Here is a 15524-nt window from a genome sequence, read left to right on the forward strand (position 1 = left end):
TCATCGCCCGGCATCGCAACACGCATCTGACCCTTACAGGTCGGCGCTTTTCACCTCGGCTATTTCGGTGTCCGAAAGGCCTGGGGTTTCCTCCCGCAGAAACCGTAAAAGTTCGCTGATGTCCCGGGAGCCGAAGCTGAGGTCGATATCATCCATCTGGATCATGACCGATTTTTGCCTGTCCGCCGGAAGATCAGCGACGATATCCACGCACTCTTCCAGCGTTCCTTGTCCGACCGCTTCTGACGTCGCATCGCCGGACGGTTCCGCGGCATAGATCGTAGCCGGTTCGCTCAAAGGGTAGGTCGTCATCGTCGTCGCTTTCATCGTCTGCGTTGGGTCGTCGCCCGCCGGGTTGGTGCCGGCGGGCGAGCATCTCATTCGTCTTCGGCGTCGATGTTGACGGTCGTCTCGGCGAGCTTCGTCATATATTCGTCGCCACCATAGATGTCCTTGGTGGCCGCGCTGAGCTTCTTGTGGTCGTCCTTGAGCCCCAACGCCTTGGCGTACGCCGTCGCCGTGCCGAACCCAGCGATCCCGTAATGCGTCATCCGCTGATACTGCGCGATGATCATCACATCGAGCAGCGGACCCTTCTCCGGCCCCTCCTCAAGGACATGCTTGGTGGCTTCGGCGACCAGGCCTTCCATGCCCTTGCAATGCTCCTTCGAGACCTTCTCGTCGTTCGATGCGATCAGGTCCTTGAGCAGGTCGGTATGCGTCTCGATATCCGCCTGCGACTTGGTCAGCATCTCTTTCAGCGAAGCATCGCTCGCCTTGGACGTGATCTTCTTGAGGACCTTCTTCATCTGGTCGTTCGCGGACCACAGATCCTTCAGTTCGTCGGTGTAGATTTCCTGGAGATCTCCGGGTGCAGACATGGGATTATCCTCGTGGTTTTACCGGGCGGGATGCGCGGCAGCTGGTTTTGAATTGCGGGAAATGCAGACTTAGGCGCGGCGACTTCAGCCGGCGCCGGGCTGCTTCTGCTCGTCCTCGTAGTCGGCATCGGTACCGATCTTGCCGTTGGCCTCGGCTTCGGCGATACCCGACGTCTCGACGACCGCGATCGTGTGACCTTCGGCCGAGATCGCATGCGGTTCGCGGTCCGCGTCGGGGTCGGCGGCGATCGTCGTGCGGTCACCGCCGTCCGAGCCTGCGACACCGTTTCCTGCATCGCCGCCGTCTTCGCCGGCCTGACCGCCACCGTGATAGGCGATGTCGGTCTGGCCGCCATGCGCCATGAAACCGGTGTTCGTCTCGGTTTTGCCGGCATGCGGGTTGGGGTAGGAGCCGCCGCCACTTTCGCCGCCTTCGCTGCGGCCGTGAACATCGTCGTTGCCGCGCGGCGAGTCCGATATGCCGTCCGGTGCGCCCTTGCTCGCAGGATTGCCGGGGACGGGGGTCTGAACCTTGTCACTCATCGGTACGTCCTTCTGAATGGGGATCAAAAAAGGCCAAGCCGGACCGCTCGACGAGAACGGACCGGCTCGGGATGGGGTTACGGCCGCAGCACGACCTTGATGACGCCGTCCTGCTTGTCGCGGAACTTCTGGTACATCTCGGGCGCATCTTCGAGGCTGGCCGGGTGCGTCACGACGAAGCTTGGGTCGATATCGCCCGCCTCGATCCGTGCGAGCAGCGGCTTGGTATAGGCCTGGACGTGCGTCTGGCCGGTCTTGATCGTCAGCCCCTTGTTCATCATCGCGCCGATCGGGATCTTGTCGCCCATCCCGACATAGACGCCGGGTATCGACACCGTGCCGCCCATCCGGCAGCTCATGATCGCCTCGCGCAGCACGTGCACGCGGTCGGTCGCGAGGAAGGTCGCCGCCTTCACCTTGTCGATCACCGCATCCATCGCGCCATGACCCGAAGCCTCGGCGCCGACCGCGTCGATGCAACTGTCCGGGCCGCGGCCCTTGGTGCGGAACTGGAGCTCGTCATAGACGCTGTCGACCTCGGCAAAGTTGATTGTCTCCGCGCCGCCTGCCTCGGCCATCGCCAGACGCTCGGGCACCTCGTCGATCGCGATCACGCGGCCCGCGCCGAGCATCAGCGCCGAGCGGATCGCGAACTGACCGACCGGACCGCAACCCCAGATCGCCACGGTGTCGCCGGGCTGGATCTGCGCATTCTCGGCCGCCATGTAGCCGGTTGGGAAGATGTCGGAGAGGAACAGCGCCTGCTCGTCGGTGACGCTGTCGGGCACCTTGATCGGGCCGATATCCGCCATCGGCACGCGCAGATACTCGGCCTGGCCACCGCAATAGCCGCCCAGCATGTGGCTGAACCCGAACAGGCCGGCAGGCGAATGGCCCATCGCCTTGATCGCCATCTCGGAATTCGGATTGGTCCGCTCGCACGCCGAGAACAGCCCCTTGCGACAGAAGAAGCAATCGCCGCAGCTGATCGTGAACGGCACGACGACGCGGTCGCCGATCTTCAGATTGGTGACTTCGGAGCCGAGTGCGACGACCACGCCCATGTTCTCGTGGCCAAGAATGTCGCCCGCCTGCATCGTCGGCTGGTAGCCGTCGAGTAGATGAAGGTCGGATCCGCAAATCGCACAGGCCGTAACCTTGATGATCGCATCGCGCGGATGCTTGATCTCGGGGTCTGCTACAGTATCGACCCGAACATCGCCTTTTCCATGCCAAACAAGTGCGCGCATCAGACAGTCTCCGTCATAAAACTACAGTATAGTGCTCACGGACGACAGGGCATCTCATCAGGCATGACTCGGCACTGGCGCAAATGCCGCCCGATCATCATCAACACTATGCACTGTCGCCGCGAAGGTCCGGCCGCCACGCATATGCGTCGTTGCCGTCAGCGTGAGCGTATACTGGGGCGTATAGCGATCAACGTAGCGTCATCGTTCCTGCTTCACGCCAATATCTGGCATTTAATTTTCGTATTGATCGGTATCAGTATTGATCTGATTAAACCAAGTTGTGCCCATGACGTAAAAATAGCAGACATCTTAATGACTTGATGAGCCGGATTGTTACCGGATATCGTTGCGGTTGCGACATGGATGCTTTGAATGGTCATCCTGATCGGCGGTCGCATCGTCTAGTTTGCCGGAGCGCGGGCTAATTCGGCGCGTGAGCCGTTTGGACCTCATCGCACACCGCCTACGCCATTCGACCGCAACGCTTGCGGGCGGCGGCGTTCCGGCGGGCGGGTGCACGAACCAGATTTGGGAAGACCTATGCAAATCAAAGCCATTCTCTTCGATATCGACGGTACGCTGGTCGACACCAACGACATGCACGTCCTCGCCTGGGAGGAGGCGTTCGCGACCGTCGGCGCGTCGTTCGACCGCCAGGTGATCCACGACCAGATCGGCAAGGGGACCGACATGCTCGTGCCAACGCTGCTGCCCGACGCAGACGAGGAGCAGCAGCAAAAGCTCGGCGACACGCACGGCGCGATCTTCAAGGCAAAATACCTGGAGACCGCCAAGCCGTTCGCGCAGGCGCACGACCTGCTGGCCCACGCGCATGGTCTCGGGCAGCAGGTCGTACTGGCCTCGTCCGCCTCCGAGGCAGAACTCGACCACTATATAGACCTGCTCGAAGCCCGCGACCTGATCGCCGCGACGACGAGCAGCGACGACGTCGAGCAGACCAAGCCCGCGCCCGACATCTTCGCGACCGCGCTCAAGAAGCTGCCGGGAATCGATCCCGCCGAGGTGATTGTCGTCGGCGACACGCCCTATGACATCGAGGCGGCAGCCAAATGCGGCATCGCCGCCATCGCCGTTCGATCGGGCAAGTTCAACGACGAGCAACTGCACGCGGCAGGCGCGATCGCGCTCTACGACGACGTGGCGGCCTTGCTCGCCGACTACGCAACCTCGCCGCTGGGACGCTGATCGCCATGGCCATCACCCTGAAACCTCTTCGCGACCAGATCATCGTCGTCACTGGCGCTACCAGCGGCAATGGTCTCGCCATAGTCGAAGAGGCCGTGAAACGCGGTGCGGCCGTCGTCGCTACTGCGCGTAACGAGGCGGCACTCGAGGCCCTGCGCGATCGCCTGTCGGCTGACGGCGGACGCATCGCGATCTGCGTCGGGGACGTCAGCGACATGGCGGCGGTGCAGCGGGTCGCCGCCGTCGCGATCGAGGCGTTCGGCGGGTTCGACAGCTGGGTCAACAACGCCGGCGCCGGCACCTATGGCACGCTCGAACAGGTTCCTGTCGCGGATCACCGCCGCGTGTTCGACGTCAATTATTTCGGCGTACTGCACGGGTCGCTGGTCGCCGCGAGGCATCTACGCGGCCGTGGCGGCGGAGCCATCATTAATGTCGGCTCGATCCTCAGCGACCGCGCGATCGTCGAGCAGGGACCATATTGCGCGACCAAGCATGCGGTGCAGGCGCTGACCGACACGCTGCGGATGGAATTGGAGCAGGAGGGCGCCCCGATCTCGGTCACGCTGATCAAGCCCGGCGCGATCGATACGCCATTCCCCGAGCATGCGCGCAACTTCATGGACCAGCCACCACGCCTGCCGCCGCCGCTCTATGCACCGTCGGTCGTCGCCGATGCGGTGCTGTTCGCCTGCGAGACGCCGCGGCGGACGCTGTATGCAGGGGGCGGGGGGCTGCTGTCCTCGCTCCTCTCGCGTGCCGCGCCGCGGTTGAGCGACAGGATCATGGAGCTGGTCGGCACCGTCGCGCAGCAAAAGCCGGAAGACCCCGGCGACCCGGCGCGCCGCGACAACCTCTACGAGCCACGCGTCGATGCGCTGCGTGGAAGCCAGGACGTGCACGCGCGCAAGTCGAGCACGGTGTTGCAGGCCCAGAAACTCCACCCCGCCATTCTGGTGCTCGGTGTCGTCGGTGCCGGGATCGCGGTTGCCCTCAGGCGGCCGAAGCATATCAGTCGGTGACACCGGACGCCGAACGGGCAGGGGCGGCGGGCGACTTCGACGTCGTGCTCGTCCTCGGCGGCGGCAACGCGCTCGGCGCGTTCGAAGCGGGCGTGTACGAGGTGCTGCACAACCACGCCTACACGCCCGATCGGCTCAGCGGCGCCTCGATTCGGACCCGGACACATTCGCGCGAACTTCGCGCCACCGGTCGTCTTCTCGCCGGTCGAAATCGACGGCCGCAGGCTGGTAGACGGCGCTCGTCCGCGAACCTGTCGCGCGACCCGGTCCTCGGTGATTCAACGCCGCGACAAACGCCGTGCATCACGGTCGACAAGCTGCCGCTCCACGATGCGCGCCTTTCGCTAGATCCGTGAAACAGAGCGATTCCGTGTTCAGATCCCACCGATACCGGCGAAATGGACCTCTCTACCTACCAGGCCGCGGAGCGCCTCTCCTGATTATGATTGGTGAAGTAGGCACGCCTCTTATAACGCTATAAGCGTTCGCCATGGAGCCTGAATCCGAACAGTTCTGGGCGCTTAGCGAGGACCTGCTGGGCGTTGCGGATTACGAGGGTAAGCTCGTGCGCGTCAGTCCGTCCTGGTACGCGCTGACCGGCAAGACGGCGCAAGACCTGCTGAACGGTGACTATACCGCGCTCACGCATCCGGACGATGTCATGCCATCGATGATGGCGGTCGCGGCGATGCGAGCCGACCGTCAGCCCGCGCGGTTCGAGAATCGGCTACGCGGACACGACGGGTCATGGCACGTCATCGCCTGGTCGCTGTCGCCGATGCCGGACGGCATTCGTTTTACGGCGATCGGACGGGACCGGACGCCCGAGCGCGATGCGGAAACCGAGTTGCGCGATACGCAGGACTTCGTTCGGTTGGCGCTGAGCGCAGTCGGCGGGGTCGGCGTTTGGACCTATGATGTCCCGTCCGACACCTTCGTCTGCGATGCGGCAATCGCGGCGCTGTACGGTCTCGATCCCGACCGCGGCGCGAAGGGTTTCAAGATGGCCGAGTTCCTCGCCAATGTGCTGGACGACGATCTGAGTCCGCTGAAGACCGTGATGACGGGCGGGCTCGTCCGACCCGGTGACCTCGAGCTCGAATACCGCATCCGCCATGCCGACGGATCGATCCGCTATGTCCTGTCGCGGGGGCATACCTATTTCGACGCGAACGGTGTCGCGGTACGGCGTACCGGCATCGGCATCGACATGACCAAGCAACGCCTGCTTGAAGAACAACTGCGCCAGTCTCAGAAGATGGAGGCGCTGGGCCAGCTGACCGGTGGGATCGCCCATGATTTCAACAATCTGCTGACAGTGATCCGCGGATCGGCCGACCTGTTGCGCCGGACCGACGTGCCGGAGCCGAAGCGCCGCCGCTACATCGAGGCGGTCGCGGACACCGCGGATCGTGCAACGAAGCTTACCAGCCAGCTTCTGTCCTTCGCGCGGCGTCAAGCGCTGAAGCCCGAGGCGTTCGACGTTGGTGCGAGCGTCCTTGCGCTTCGCGATATGATCGCCACGCTGACCGGGTCGCGGATCGAACTGCGCATCGACGTCGCGGATTGCCCGTGTCACGTGCGGGCCGATCGCAGCCAGTTCGACACGGCGATCGTCAACATGGCGGTCAATGCGCGTGATGCCATGGACGCGGTCGGCGTGCTGACGATCACGGTCAAACTAGCGGACCAGATCCCAGGCACACGCGGAAATGGGGCGGTGGTCGACCCGTTCGTTGCAATCGCGATTATGGACACTGGTCTGGGAATTCCCGCCGATCAGATCGACCGCATCTTCGAGCCCTTCTTCACGACGAAGCCTGTCGGCCAAGGCACGGGGCTCGGTCTCAGCCAGGTTTTCGGTTTCGCCAAACAGTCGGAGGGCGAAATCATAGCGACTTCCAGCCCGGCTGGTGGGACGATTTTCACGCTTTATCTGCCCAGGCTCGACGACAACATCGTCGCGGAACCCGCGGCCTCGGACGATGATCTCGCACTGTTGCCGGACGATCTGTGCGTCTTGGTCGTCGAAGACAATGAAGCGGTTGGCACGTTCGCCACGCAGGCGCTCGCCGAATTGGGTCATGAGACCGTTTGGGCGCCGAACGCCGCCGCGGCGTTGCAGGAAATCGATGCCACACCGCATCGGTTCGGCATCGTTTTTTCCGACGTGGTCATGCCCGGGATGTCTGGCATCGTGCTCGCCGCGCTCCTCCGCGAGCGCCACCCGCGTCTGCGCGTACTGCTGACGAGTGGCTACAGCACCGTCATCGCGACCTCGGGCTCGAACGGCTTCGCGCTGCTCCATAAGCCTTACTCGATCGGCGAACTGAGCAGTGCGATGCAGCGGGTACTCGGGGAACCGTAACGTACGCTCTGCGGACTGAGGCGCGGGTCCTGTCCGTTCCCGCTCGGCTGCGTCTCGCCAGAGCTAGGCGTAGCGCTGTGCTCTTAATGTTCGCACGACCGAGCGGGACTCGTAGCGCGCGCGGATGGCCCCTCGGCTTCTTGATGCTCGATGTCTTCTCCCGATCGTCAAGCGCGGTAGCGTGACTTGACTGCGCACCCGTTGCGGCCAGGCAACGGGTGCGCATGGGATGGGACGTATCAGGGGCGTCAGGTCTCGACGCGGGCGGTCAGCGGCGGGGTCTGCTGGTGCTGGACGACCAGCCAGTCGTCATGCCCCCGCATGCGCAAGGTGGACGAGCAATGCGCCTCGTACTTCTCATCACTGCTGGAGCAACGCGCAGTATACGCAACGACGATCAATCCCTCCTGAGGGCGCGACACGCGCTTGTCCGACAGCTCGACCGAATCCCACTTGGGCGTCGCCTTGACCGCATCCTTCGCGGCTTGGCCCTGAAAGACATAGGGTGGGCGGGGAAGAACCATGACGATCTCCTGGTCGATCCGATCCTGATACTGCGCGTTGCTGGCATCCCATAGGCTGCGCTCGAATTCCCACACGCGTTGATCGTCCATGAACATTCTCCTTCCTGGTTCAAGCGCAGGGAGGTGGAAGAGGGTTCCGATGGCTCTGCGGTCGCGGCACCGAAACTCAATTTGCATGAGCCAATGACGGGAGCATGCTGACTTCGATCCAATGAATGGCGCTATCGCTCTTCGCCCGCATGCTGGTAGTGACCGGTGGAACAAGACGGCGACGGAAAGCTCCACTGCATTGACGGTCAAAAGGCGGCATATCGCCATCATCGCGCCGCCGACCGCGGGCCACATCAATCCGCTGGCAGCATTGGGAACATCGCTCGCCGAAGCGGGGCGTCAAGTCACGGTCGTTCACATGGCCGACGTGGCCTCGCTGGTGCCCGACTGCGGCGTGGGTTTTGCTCCGCTCGACCACCCCGCGGACTGCCAAGGCTTGCTGGCGGACTATTATCGCAAGCTGGCGCAGCCATCCGGGCCTGTCGGACTACCGAGGATGATCCGCGGCACCGCGTCGATGACGGAGTTGCTGCTGAAGGCGCTTCCGGCTGCACTGTCCAGGCTGGGGGTCGACGCGGTGCTCGCCGATTCGGTCGAGCCGGCGGGGGCGCTGGTGGCACGCCATCTCCGCCTGCCGTTCGTGACCGCCGTTACGGGATTGCCGTTGCTCAGGGAGCCGACGGTACCGCCACCCTTTCTTGGCTGGGCGTATCGTCCGGGTGCGGTGGGGCGAAATCGCAACAGCGGCGGGTACGCGGTCAGCGACCTGTTGATGCGGCCGATCACGACGATCGTGTCGGCCTATGCCCGTCGTTGGGGGCTCGATCCCGACCCCCGGCATCAATGGTCCGACCGCTTGCAGATCGCGCAATGCCCGGCAGGCCTGGACTTTCCGCGCACGGCGTTGCCGCAGAGTTTCCGATACGGCGCGCCGTGGCGACTGGACGAGCCCGAGGAACACCTTCCAGAGAATGACGGCCGGTCGCTCATATTCTGTTCGTTGGGATCGTTGCAGGGTTCGCGCCGATCGCTGTTCGCGGCTATGACGGCTGCATGCGCCGCGGTCGGTGCCCGTGCGGTGGTGGCGCATGGCGGCGGGCTGAGCGATCGCGAAGCCCACTCGCTACCTGGAAACCCGCTGGTGCGGGCATTCTGGTCTCAGACCCGCGTCCTGCCACGGTGTTCCGCCGCAATCCTGCACGGCGGGTTCAACACGGTGCTGGACGCGCTGGCGGCCGGCGTTCCGATCGTTGCCGTCCCGTTGGCATTCGAGCAACCGGCAACTGCGGCGCGTTTGAAGCGGATCGGGGCTGCACGCGTCGTCTCCGCCGCCGAAGCCGGCAAGGGGGGCCTCGAACCGGCGTTGCGGCTCGTGCTGGGTGATCCGCGATACCGCCATGCGGCCCGGCTGCTCGGGACGGATATGGCCGGGGCAGGGGGCGCGGCCGAGGCGGCGGCGATGGTCGATGCGGCGCTCTTCGACGATGCCGACGTCAGGCCGGCAGGGCCGATCCCATCGGACGGGAAGGCTGCCTGCGCCGCGTGAGGTGGCGCGCTGCAATGATGGCGGGCGGTGCGAGGATGAGGCCCATGATGACGTCGACCCCGTAGTGCCCGCCGAAGACCGGCGTTGCGATGATCGTCAATATCGCCCACGCCCGGCCCGGCAGGGCAACACGCGGCATCGCGCCAAAGGCCCATATGAAGATGGCGGCGAGCGTCGCATGGAAACTGGGAAAGCTTACGATTCCCATGAGCATGGTGAGATCGAGCACGCGTAGCGACCCGTCGCGAAGCCCCGAAATCAGCCCCTGTTCCAGCCAGGCTATGGACGGCCAGAGATGCCCGTAGCGCGATGGATCGAACAGATTGCCCATCGCCGGGGTAAGCCCCGAAATCAGGATCGTGACGAAACCGGACAGGATCGCGGCACAGACCATCGTCCGCAGCGTGTCGACTTTACCTCGGCCGCTCAACGCGACGATGACGACGATCATCTGCAAGGTGAGGCTGTGATACGCCAATCCGAACAGCCAGATCGCAGAAGGGCATTTGTCGAGCACCGCCAGCAGGACCGGCCAGTTGAAGCCGATGGCGCGATCGGCGGCGGCCAGCCGCGCGTCCCACAATCGTCCGGAATTCGCCGCCAACGCATACGCCAGCACGACGCCGAGCAGCGTGAAGAGTGTCATCTGGAGGAACGCGGTCGCGCCAGCCGCCAGCCGCGGTCGCGCGGTGTACCTGCCGATCGCCAGCGCGATGCCGAGCGCGGCCAGCGACGCCACCGCGGGTGCCGCGCGGATCGGATCTACCGTGAAGCGGTGATGATATTGCGCTGCAAGGAAACTCACCAGCATGGCTGCGATCAACAGCCAAGAGGGAGTGTCCCGGTGGTCGGCGCGTAAGACTGGGGCGATCATCGCGGTCGAACGCAGTGGGCCACCCCGCGGTGCCAAGGCTGGTTGTTTTCGAGCTTTTTACCGTGACATCTGGTCGCGGATATCCGGTTCGGCGCTTCTCGGTCGGTGACTGATGAGGCTGGCGGCAACCATCAGCGACGCGAGATTTTGTGGTGGAGCGCCCTCGCAACGGGGGGCGGTAACCGTTATGTGTACTCCATGTTGAATTCGTTGCACCCGTTCATCGTCAACTCGCGCGATCGAGCAAAGTGACCTGGTTCGAGAAACTCGCGATCGTCGTCTTCATGGTTCTGTTCATGGAGTGCTTCGCGTGGGCTGCGCATCGGTATGTCATGCACGGCTGGGGCTGGGGCTGGCACAAGTCGCATCACGAAGATCACGAGGGCTGGTTCGAAAAGAACGACCTGTATGCGGTCGTCTTCGCGATCGTGCCGATCGTGTTGTTCGTCGTCGGGCTCTGGTGGGAGCCGTTGTGGTGGGCAGCGCTCGGCATCACGGTGTACGGCGGCATTTATGCCTTCGTGCACGACATGCTCGTGCACCAACGCGGCGGCTTCCGCTGGGTGCCCAAGCAAGGGTATTTCAAGCGCCTGCTGCAGGCACATCGCCTGCACCACGCGGTAGAGGGCAAGGACGGCACCGTCAGCCACGGCTTCCTGTTCGCGCGCAAGCCTGCGGTGCTGAAGGCACAGCTACGCGCGAACGCCGATCCGCAACGACGCGCGGTACGTGCTGACAAAGCCGGAAACCTCGTCTCGGCAGATGCAAAGAAGTGAGCGTTACGGTTCGCCAATCGGAGGCCCTGCGGCATCAGACCCGCGTCGGCGTGTCGCTGTCCGCCGTGATCGTCGTAGCGTGGCTGGCGATCCACGTCACCGGCATCTTTTTCTGGCGATGGAGCCCGGATGTAATTCCCTTGGCCATCGTGATGGTCATCGTACAAACTTGGCTGAGTACCGGATTGTTCATCGTCGCGCATGACTCAATGCACGGTGCGCTGGCGCCCGATCGACCGCGCCTGAACCGGGCGATCGGCGCCACCTGTCTTTCGCTCTATGCCTGCCTGTCCTATGCATCACTGTTGCCGCAACATCATCTGCATCACAAGGAAACCGGAAGAGCGGGGGACCCCGATTTTCACGGTGGCGACCCCAGTCTCGGCGGTTGGTTCCTGCAGTTCTTCAAGACCTATTATTCGCACGGGCAGATTATCCGGATAACCGTGGTGGCGCTGATCTATACGCTGCTGCTCGGGGCACCGCTCGGCAACATCGTCGTCTTCTGGGCTCTACCGGCCCTAGGTGCGGTGGCCCAGTTGTTCGTGTTCGGGACGTGGCTGCCGCACCGGGAAAGCGAGACTCCCTTCGCGGACGCCCACCGCGCGCACAGTATCGACGTGGGCCCGATAGTGTCGCTGCTGACCTGCTTCCACTTCGGCGGCTATCATCACGAGCACCATCTCTCGCCGGGAACGCCTTGGTGGGGGCTTCCGTCGCGGCGCCGCGCGCTTGCGGTGCGAGCGGCCGATCGCAGGGTCGTCGAGGATCAAGCATGACTCTCGCCATCATCCTCTCCGCCGTGGCGATGACCGTCATCGTCGGCGTTCGCTATCTCCTCGTGTCGGGCGCGTTCGCCTGGATCACGGTCCGCAAGCATCCGGGGCTGTACCTCGGGCTGGACCCGCAGGTCCGTCGCGAGATCATCTGGAGCCTCGCGTCCGCAGCGCTCTACGGGATCCCGGCGGGCGTCGTCGCCTGGGGATGGCAGCATCATGGCTGGACCAAGGTATATTCCGACATCCACGCCTACCCGCTCTGGTACCTGCCGGTCTCGATTTTCCTGTACCTGCTGCTGCACGATGCCTGGTTCTACTGGACGCACCGGTGGATGCATCGTCCCAAACCGTTCAAGCTGGCGCACGCGCTGCACCATGCCAGCCGGCCGCCGACGGCGTGGGCCGCAATGGCGTTTCACCCGATCGAGGCGCTGACCGGCGCGGTGGTCATCCCGCTGCTGGTATTCTTCGTGCCGATCCATATTGCCGGTCTTGGCATCGTACTGACGATCATGACCGTGATGGGGGTGACGAACCACATGGGATGGGAGATCTTCCCGCGTTTCATGTGGTCGGGACCCTTGGGCGGGTGGCTGATCACGGCCAGCCATCACCAGCGGCATCACGAACTCTATGGCTGCAACTACGGCCTGTATTTCCGCCACTGGGACCGGCTGTGTCACACCGACCGCGGCGTTGGCGATTTCACGAAAGAGCATGCCCGCGCAGCGCGTCGGGCGATCACGGCAAGCTCTTAGTCCGCTGCAACGACACCTCGGAGGAAGGGCACGGCGAATATCGTGGCGGACTTGCCGTGGTCGTCGACGTCCTTAACCTGGCCGGCCGGTGCGATGCCGGATATGGCGGGGGGCCAGGGAGGCGATGTCGTTGATCCCCGCGAGCGTCAAAGTTCGCTCAAACTCCTGTCTCAGCAGCGTCAGCAAGCGATCGACCCCCTGCTCACCGCCCGCGGCAAGGCCATACAGATAGGGGCGCCCGATCGAGCACGCGGTCGCCCCCAGGGCAAGCGCCTTGACCACGTCCGAGCCCCGCCTGATGCCACCGTCACAGATCAAGTCCGGCGCGTCGCCAATGGCGTTTCGCACCGCCTCGATCTGATCGATTGGGGCGGGGGCGCCGTCCAGCTGACGCCCGCCGTGGTTGGAGATCATGACGCCGGTTGCTCCCGAGGTGATCGAGCGACGTGCGTCCTCGGGAGTCATTACGCCCTTGATCGCAAGCGGCCCGTTCCACTCGCGGGCAAGCCATTCGACCTCGCGCCAGCCGACCGAGCGGTCGAACTGGCCGCCGATATAGTCGAACAAGCTCATCGGTCCCGATGACAGCGCATCGATCTTGTGGCTGACATTCGCGAGGTCGAACTTTGACCCGGTAAGCGCTGGGATCGACCAGGAGGGGTGGAGCGCAAAGCTGAGTAACGACCGGAGCGTCAGTTTTGGGGGCAGCGAGAGGCCGCTGACCCGGTCGCGTTCCCGATTGCCGGCGACAGGGGTGTCGACCGTCAGCGCAAGCCCATGGAAACCCGCGTCCCGACAGCGCGCCACGAACTCCGCGGTCAGCCCGCGATCCTTGAAGATGTAGATCTGGAAAACCTTCGGCCCGGCAAAGGCTTGCGCGAGATCCTCCAACCGCGTGGTGCCCATCGTCGACAGGCTGTAAAGAAGGCCGTGACGCGCCGCTGCGCGGGCAACGGCAAGCTCGGCATGACCATGAAACATGCGCGTGAGGCCAGTGGGCGAAAGCATGAGAGGCCACCGCGAAGCTTGCCCGAAGATCTTGGTTTCCGTCCGGATTTCCGACACGTCGTTGAGGACGTCGGGAACCAGCTCGTAGTCCGCGAAGGCAGTGGCGTTCCGGCGCAGCGATATCTCGTCGTCGGCGCCGCCATCGATATAGTCGAAGATCGGCCTAGGCAGTCGACGGCGGGCCATCAGGCGCAGGTCGGCTACGTTGTTCGTGCGGTCTTGTCGCGTCATGTCTAACCCTGAACGGAGTAAGCCTGAAGTCGCCGACACCTGGCGGACCGTGTCCACGCGGGCGGATGAGCATGTCGGGTGTATGGTCTTGCGAGAACTGTTCTTATTCGGTGTTTCCCCGCGGCCGTAACGGATCGGTCTTGGCGCTCACCACCCAACGCGGCCATGCCAACGAACATGCGCGGTCCGAACGGGGGAAGGGCGGAAAGGTCGAGCCGTCGCCGCGGCTGCGCTTCTAGAGTACGGCGCCGATCGACTGATCGAAATGTGCATCCATCAGGGCATTTGCTGCGATAGCGTCGCGGTCGCCGATCGCGAACGCGATCTCCACGTGGCGCTTCAGTACGATCGAGCGCGCTTCTTCGGTGTGGCGGGTTTCCCAGGCTGCCGGTATCGCGATGGTCATCATCGGCTCGAACGATCGGACGACCTGCAGGAACAACGCGTTGCCGCTGGCCCTTGCGATCGCCTGGTGAAAGACGATGTCGTGGCGGGTTATGTCAGCGATATTGGTCGCGGAGGCCATCGCTTCCGCGGCGGTCTGTATGATGGCGGCGTCGGCGTCGCTGCGGTCGCGAGCGGCGAGTTCGGCAGTGCGTAATTCCAGCGTGCGGCGGACGTCCCAGACTTCTGCGACCGATACCTGTGCGGTCGCGACCGCATGGTCGATCGAGGTTCCCATCACCGATCCGTCGATCGCGCCCACCCGCGCGCGTCGCCCATTGGCTACGTCGATCAGACGAAGTGCCGCGAGCGCGCCGAACGCCTCGCGCATCACCGCGCGGCTGACACCAAGCTCGGTTGCAAACTGGCCCTCGCCAGGCAGCGTGTCACCCACCTTCATGTCTTGATCGCGCATGTGCTCACGGACGCGGCGTACCGCGCGATCGACCAGCGAGCCGCCTTCTTCCAGGCGATCCATCGTCTTCATGCCGCGAGCTGCAACGCGCGGAGTCGTGTGGGCGGTACCCCGAAGCGCCGCGCGAATGCGCGCGTAAAGCTTGCATTGTTCCGATAGCCGCAGCGATAGCCGATCGCAGATACCGGCAGGTCGGTCGCCAGCAGCATCCCGCGTGCGCCCGACAAACGCTTGTCGGCGATCGCGTCAGCCACGCTCGAGCCGAACATCTGGCGGAAGCCGCGGGTCAGCTTTGCGCGGTTGAGGCCACAGGCGCGCGCGACCGTATCCAGCGTCAGTTTTTCCTGCCAACGATCATCGATCATCTGCCGCGCCGCGGCGAGACGGCGCGCGTCGCGTTCCGACAGGTCGCCGGCGCCGTCAGCCGATATCAAGGCGCCCTCATGCAGGCAGGCGAAGCTCGCACAGAGCAGTTCGATGCTCTTCGCCAGACATAGTGTATCGCGCGCCGGCTCGGGCAACGGGCAATCGCGCAGCGAGAGAACCAGCGTCCGCAACTCGGTTGGCAGATGCCATATGGCGCGAGGGCCGGGGAGCGCCCCGAAGATACGCTCGCACGCAGTCGCGGCAACCGCGAGTACGACGACCGCCTCATGGTCCGATCCGGTAGCGTGGCTCATTGTCGCGGCAGTGCCGTCATCGCCCAGACTGAAGCGAAGAACGACTGCATCGTCGCCCCATGCATCGGGCGCGATGGGCCCGCGTCCGATAAACGATAGCATTTCTGGTGAAACGTCGATCCGCCGTTTTGGAGTGACCGTCATAATCCTCTCCTCCGTTGAGGT

The 15524-nt window shown here is 64.0% G+C and carries 17 protein-coding genes; 8 read left to right on the top strand and 9 right to left on the bottom strand.

Annotated elements, in window-relative coordinates:
* Positions 1 to 33 precede the first annotated feature (33 nt).
* From O6Y00_RS10035 to O6Y00_RS10050, 4 genes are all read right to left on the bottom strand, one after another.
* Positions 34 to 312, bottom strand: a complete 279-nt coding sequence (locus O6Y00_RS10035; protein WP_353442438.1) for a hypothetical protein — start codon at positions 310 to 312, stop codon at positions 34 to 36.
* A 65-nt stretch (positions 313 to 377) separates the two neighbouring features.
* Positions 378 to 881 carry a ferritin-like domain-containing protein gene (locus O6Y00_RS10040; RefSeq protein WP_353442439.1) on the bottom strand — a complete coding sequence of 168 codons (504 nt, stop codon included), beginning with the start codon at positions 879 to 881 and terminating at the stop codon, positions 378 to 380.
* 84 nt (positions 882 to 965) lie between these two features.
* Positions 966 to 1424 carry a hypothetical protein gene (locus O6Y00_RS10045; protein ID WP_353442441.1) on the bottom strand — a complete coding sequence of 153 codons (459 nt, stop codon included), beginning with the start codon at positions 1422 to 1424 and terminating at the stop codon, positions 966 to 968.
* A 77-nt stretch (positions 1425 to 1501) separates the two neighbouring features.
* The gene (locus O6Y00_RS10050; protein WP_353442442.1) at positions 1502 to 2674 is read right to left on the bottom strand and encodes a zinc-dependent alcohol dehydrogenase; all 1173 of its coding nucleotides are present in this window, start codon (positions 2672 to 2674) and stop codon (positions 1502 to 1504) included.
* Positions 2675 to 3217: 543 nt separating this feature from the next.
* On the opposite strand from O6Y00_RS10050, the gene O6Y00_RS10055 reads away from it, so the two are divergent.
* The 4 genes from O6Y00_RS10055 to O6Y00_RS10070 all read left to right on the top strand — a co-directional run bounded on the left by O6Y00_RS10055 (position 3218) and on the right by O6Y00_RS10070 (position 7273).
* On the top strand, positions 3218 to 3883 hold the full coding sequence (locus O6Y00_RS10055) for an HAD family hydrolase (RefSeq protein ID WP_353442443.1): 666 nt from the start codon (positions 3218 to 3220) through the stop codon (positions 3881 to 3883).
* Positions 3884 to 3888: 5 nt separating this feature from the next.
* Positions 3889 to 4905, top strand: coding sequence for an SDR family oxidoreductase (locus tag O6Y00_RS10060; RefSeq protein WP_353442444.1), 1017 nt, complete (start codon positions 3889 to 3891; stop codon positions 4903 to 4905).
* Positions 4902 to 5261, top strand: coding sequence for a hypothetical protein (locus O6Y00_RS10065; protein WP_353442445.1), 360 nt, complete (start codon positions 4902 to 4904; stop codon positions 5259 to 5261). Before O6Y00_RS10060 ends, O6Y00_RS10065 begins: the two co-directional genes overlap by 4 nt.
* A 134-nt stretch (positions 5262 to 5395) precedes the next feature.
* Positions 5396 to 7273: a hybrid sensor histidine kinase/response regulator gene (locus O6Y00_RS10070; RefSeq protein WP_353442446.1), complete on the top strand. Its 1878-nt coding sequence runs from the start codon at positions 5396 to 5398 to the stop codon at positions 7271 to 7273.
* 248 nt (positions 7274 to 7521) lie between these two features.
* Here O6Y00_RS10070 and O6Y00_RS10075 read toward each other — a convergent pair whose 3' ends face one another.
* Positions 7522 to 7887 (bottom strand): DUF4440 domain-containing protein, encoded by a 366-nt coding sequence (locus O6Y00_RS10075; protein ID WP_353442447.1) that lies wholly within the window; start codon positions 7885 to 7887, stop codon positions 7522 to 7524.
* 199 nt (positions 7888 to 8086) lie between these two features.
* On the opposite strand from O6Y00_RS10075, the gene O6Y00_RS10080 reads away from it, so the two are divergent.
* Positions 8087 to 9394: a glycosyltransferase gene (locus tag O6Y00_RS10080; protein WP_353442448.1), complete on the top strand. Its 1308-nt coding sequence runs from the start codon at positions 8087 to 8089 to the stop codon at positions 9392 to 9394.
* Here O6Y00_RS10080 and O6Y00_RS10085 read toward each other — a convergent pair.
* The gene (locus O6Y00_RS10085; protein WP_353442449.1) at positions 9342 to 10199 is read right to left on the bottom strand and encodes a phosphatase PAP2 family protein; all 858 of its coding nucleotides are present in this window, start codon (positions 10197 to 10199) and stop codon (positions 9342 to 9344) included. The genes O6Y00_RS10080 and O6Y00_RS10085 overlap by 53 nt on opposite strands.
* A gap of 317 nt (positions 10200 to 10516) precedes the next feature.
* On the opposite strand from O6Y00_RS10085, the gene O6Y00_RS10090 reads away from it, so the two are divergent.
* Genes O6Y00_RS10090 through O6Y00_RS10100 form a run of 3 tightly spaced genes read left to right on the top strand, consistent with a single transcriptional unit; the run spans position 10517 to position 12581 of the window.
* Positions 10517 to 11044 carry a sterol desaturase family protein gene (locus tag O6Y00_RS10090; protein ID WP_107953011.1) on the top strand — a complete coding sequence of 176 codons (528 nt, stop codon included), beginning with the start codon at positions 10517 to 10519 and terminating at the stop codon, positions 11042 to 11044.
* On the top strand, positions 11041 to 11823 hold the full coding sequence (locus tag O6Y00_RS10095; protein ID WP_353442450.1) for a fatty acid desaturase: 783 nt from the start codon (positions 11041 to 11043) through the stop codon (positions 11821 to 11823). The genes O6Y00_RS10090 and O6Y00_RS10095 overlap by 4 nt, the downstream gene beginning before the upstream one ends.
* Positions 11820 to 12581, top strand: coding sequence for a sterol desaturase family protein (locus O6Y00_RS10100; protein ID WP_353442451.1), 762 nt, complete (start codon positions 11820 to 11822; stop codon positions 12579 to 12581). Before O6Y00_RS10095 ends, O6Y00_RS10100 begins: the two co-directional genes overlap by 4 nt.
* Before the next feature lie 72 nt (positions 12582 to 12653).
* On the opposite strand, the gene O6Y00_RS10105 is transcribed toward O6Y00_RS10100, so the two are convergent.
* The 3 genes from O6Y00_RS10105 to O6Y00_RS10115 all read right to left on the bottom strand — a co-directional run bounded on the left by O6Y00_RS10105 (position 12654) and on the right by O6Y00_RS10115 (position 15503).
* On the bottom strand, positions 12654 to 13820 hold the full coding sequence (locus O6Y00_RS10105) for an alpha-hydroxy acid oxidase (RefSeq protein WP_353442452.1): 1167 nt from the start codon (positions 13818 to 13820) through the stop codon (positions 12654 to 12656).
* Positions 13821 to 14055: 235 nt separating this feature from the next.
* Complete coding sequence (locus O6Y00_RS10110; RefSeq protein ID WP_353442453.1) at positions 14056 to 14751, bottom strand: FadR/GntR family transcriptional regulator; 696 nt, start codon at positions 14749 to 14751, stop codon at positions 14056 to 14058.
* A complete protein-coding gene (locus O6Y00_RS10115) occupies positions 14748 to 15503 on the bottom strand; it encodes a helix-turn-helix domain-containing protein (protein WP_353442454.1) in 756 nt (251 codons plus the stop codon). The genes O6Y00_RS10110 and O6Y00_RS10115 overlap by 4 nt, the downstream gene beginning before the upstream one ends.
* Between the last annotated feature and the right edge of the window lie 21 nt (positions 15504 to 15524).

The organism is Sphingomonas faeni (assembly GCF_040407565.1).
GTDB classification, from domain to species: Bacteria; Pseudomonadota; Alphaproteobacteria; order Sphingomonadales; family Sphingomonadaceae; genus Sphingomonas; species Sphingomonas faeni_F.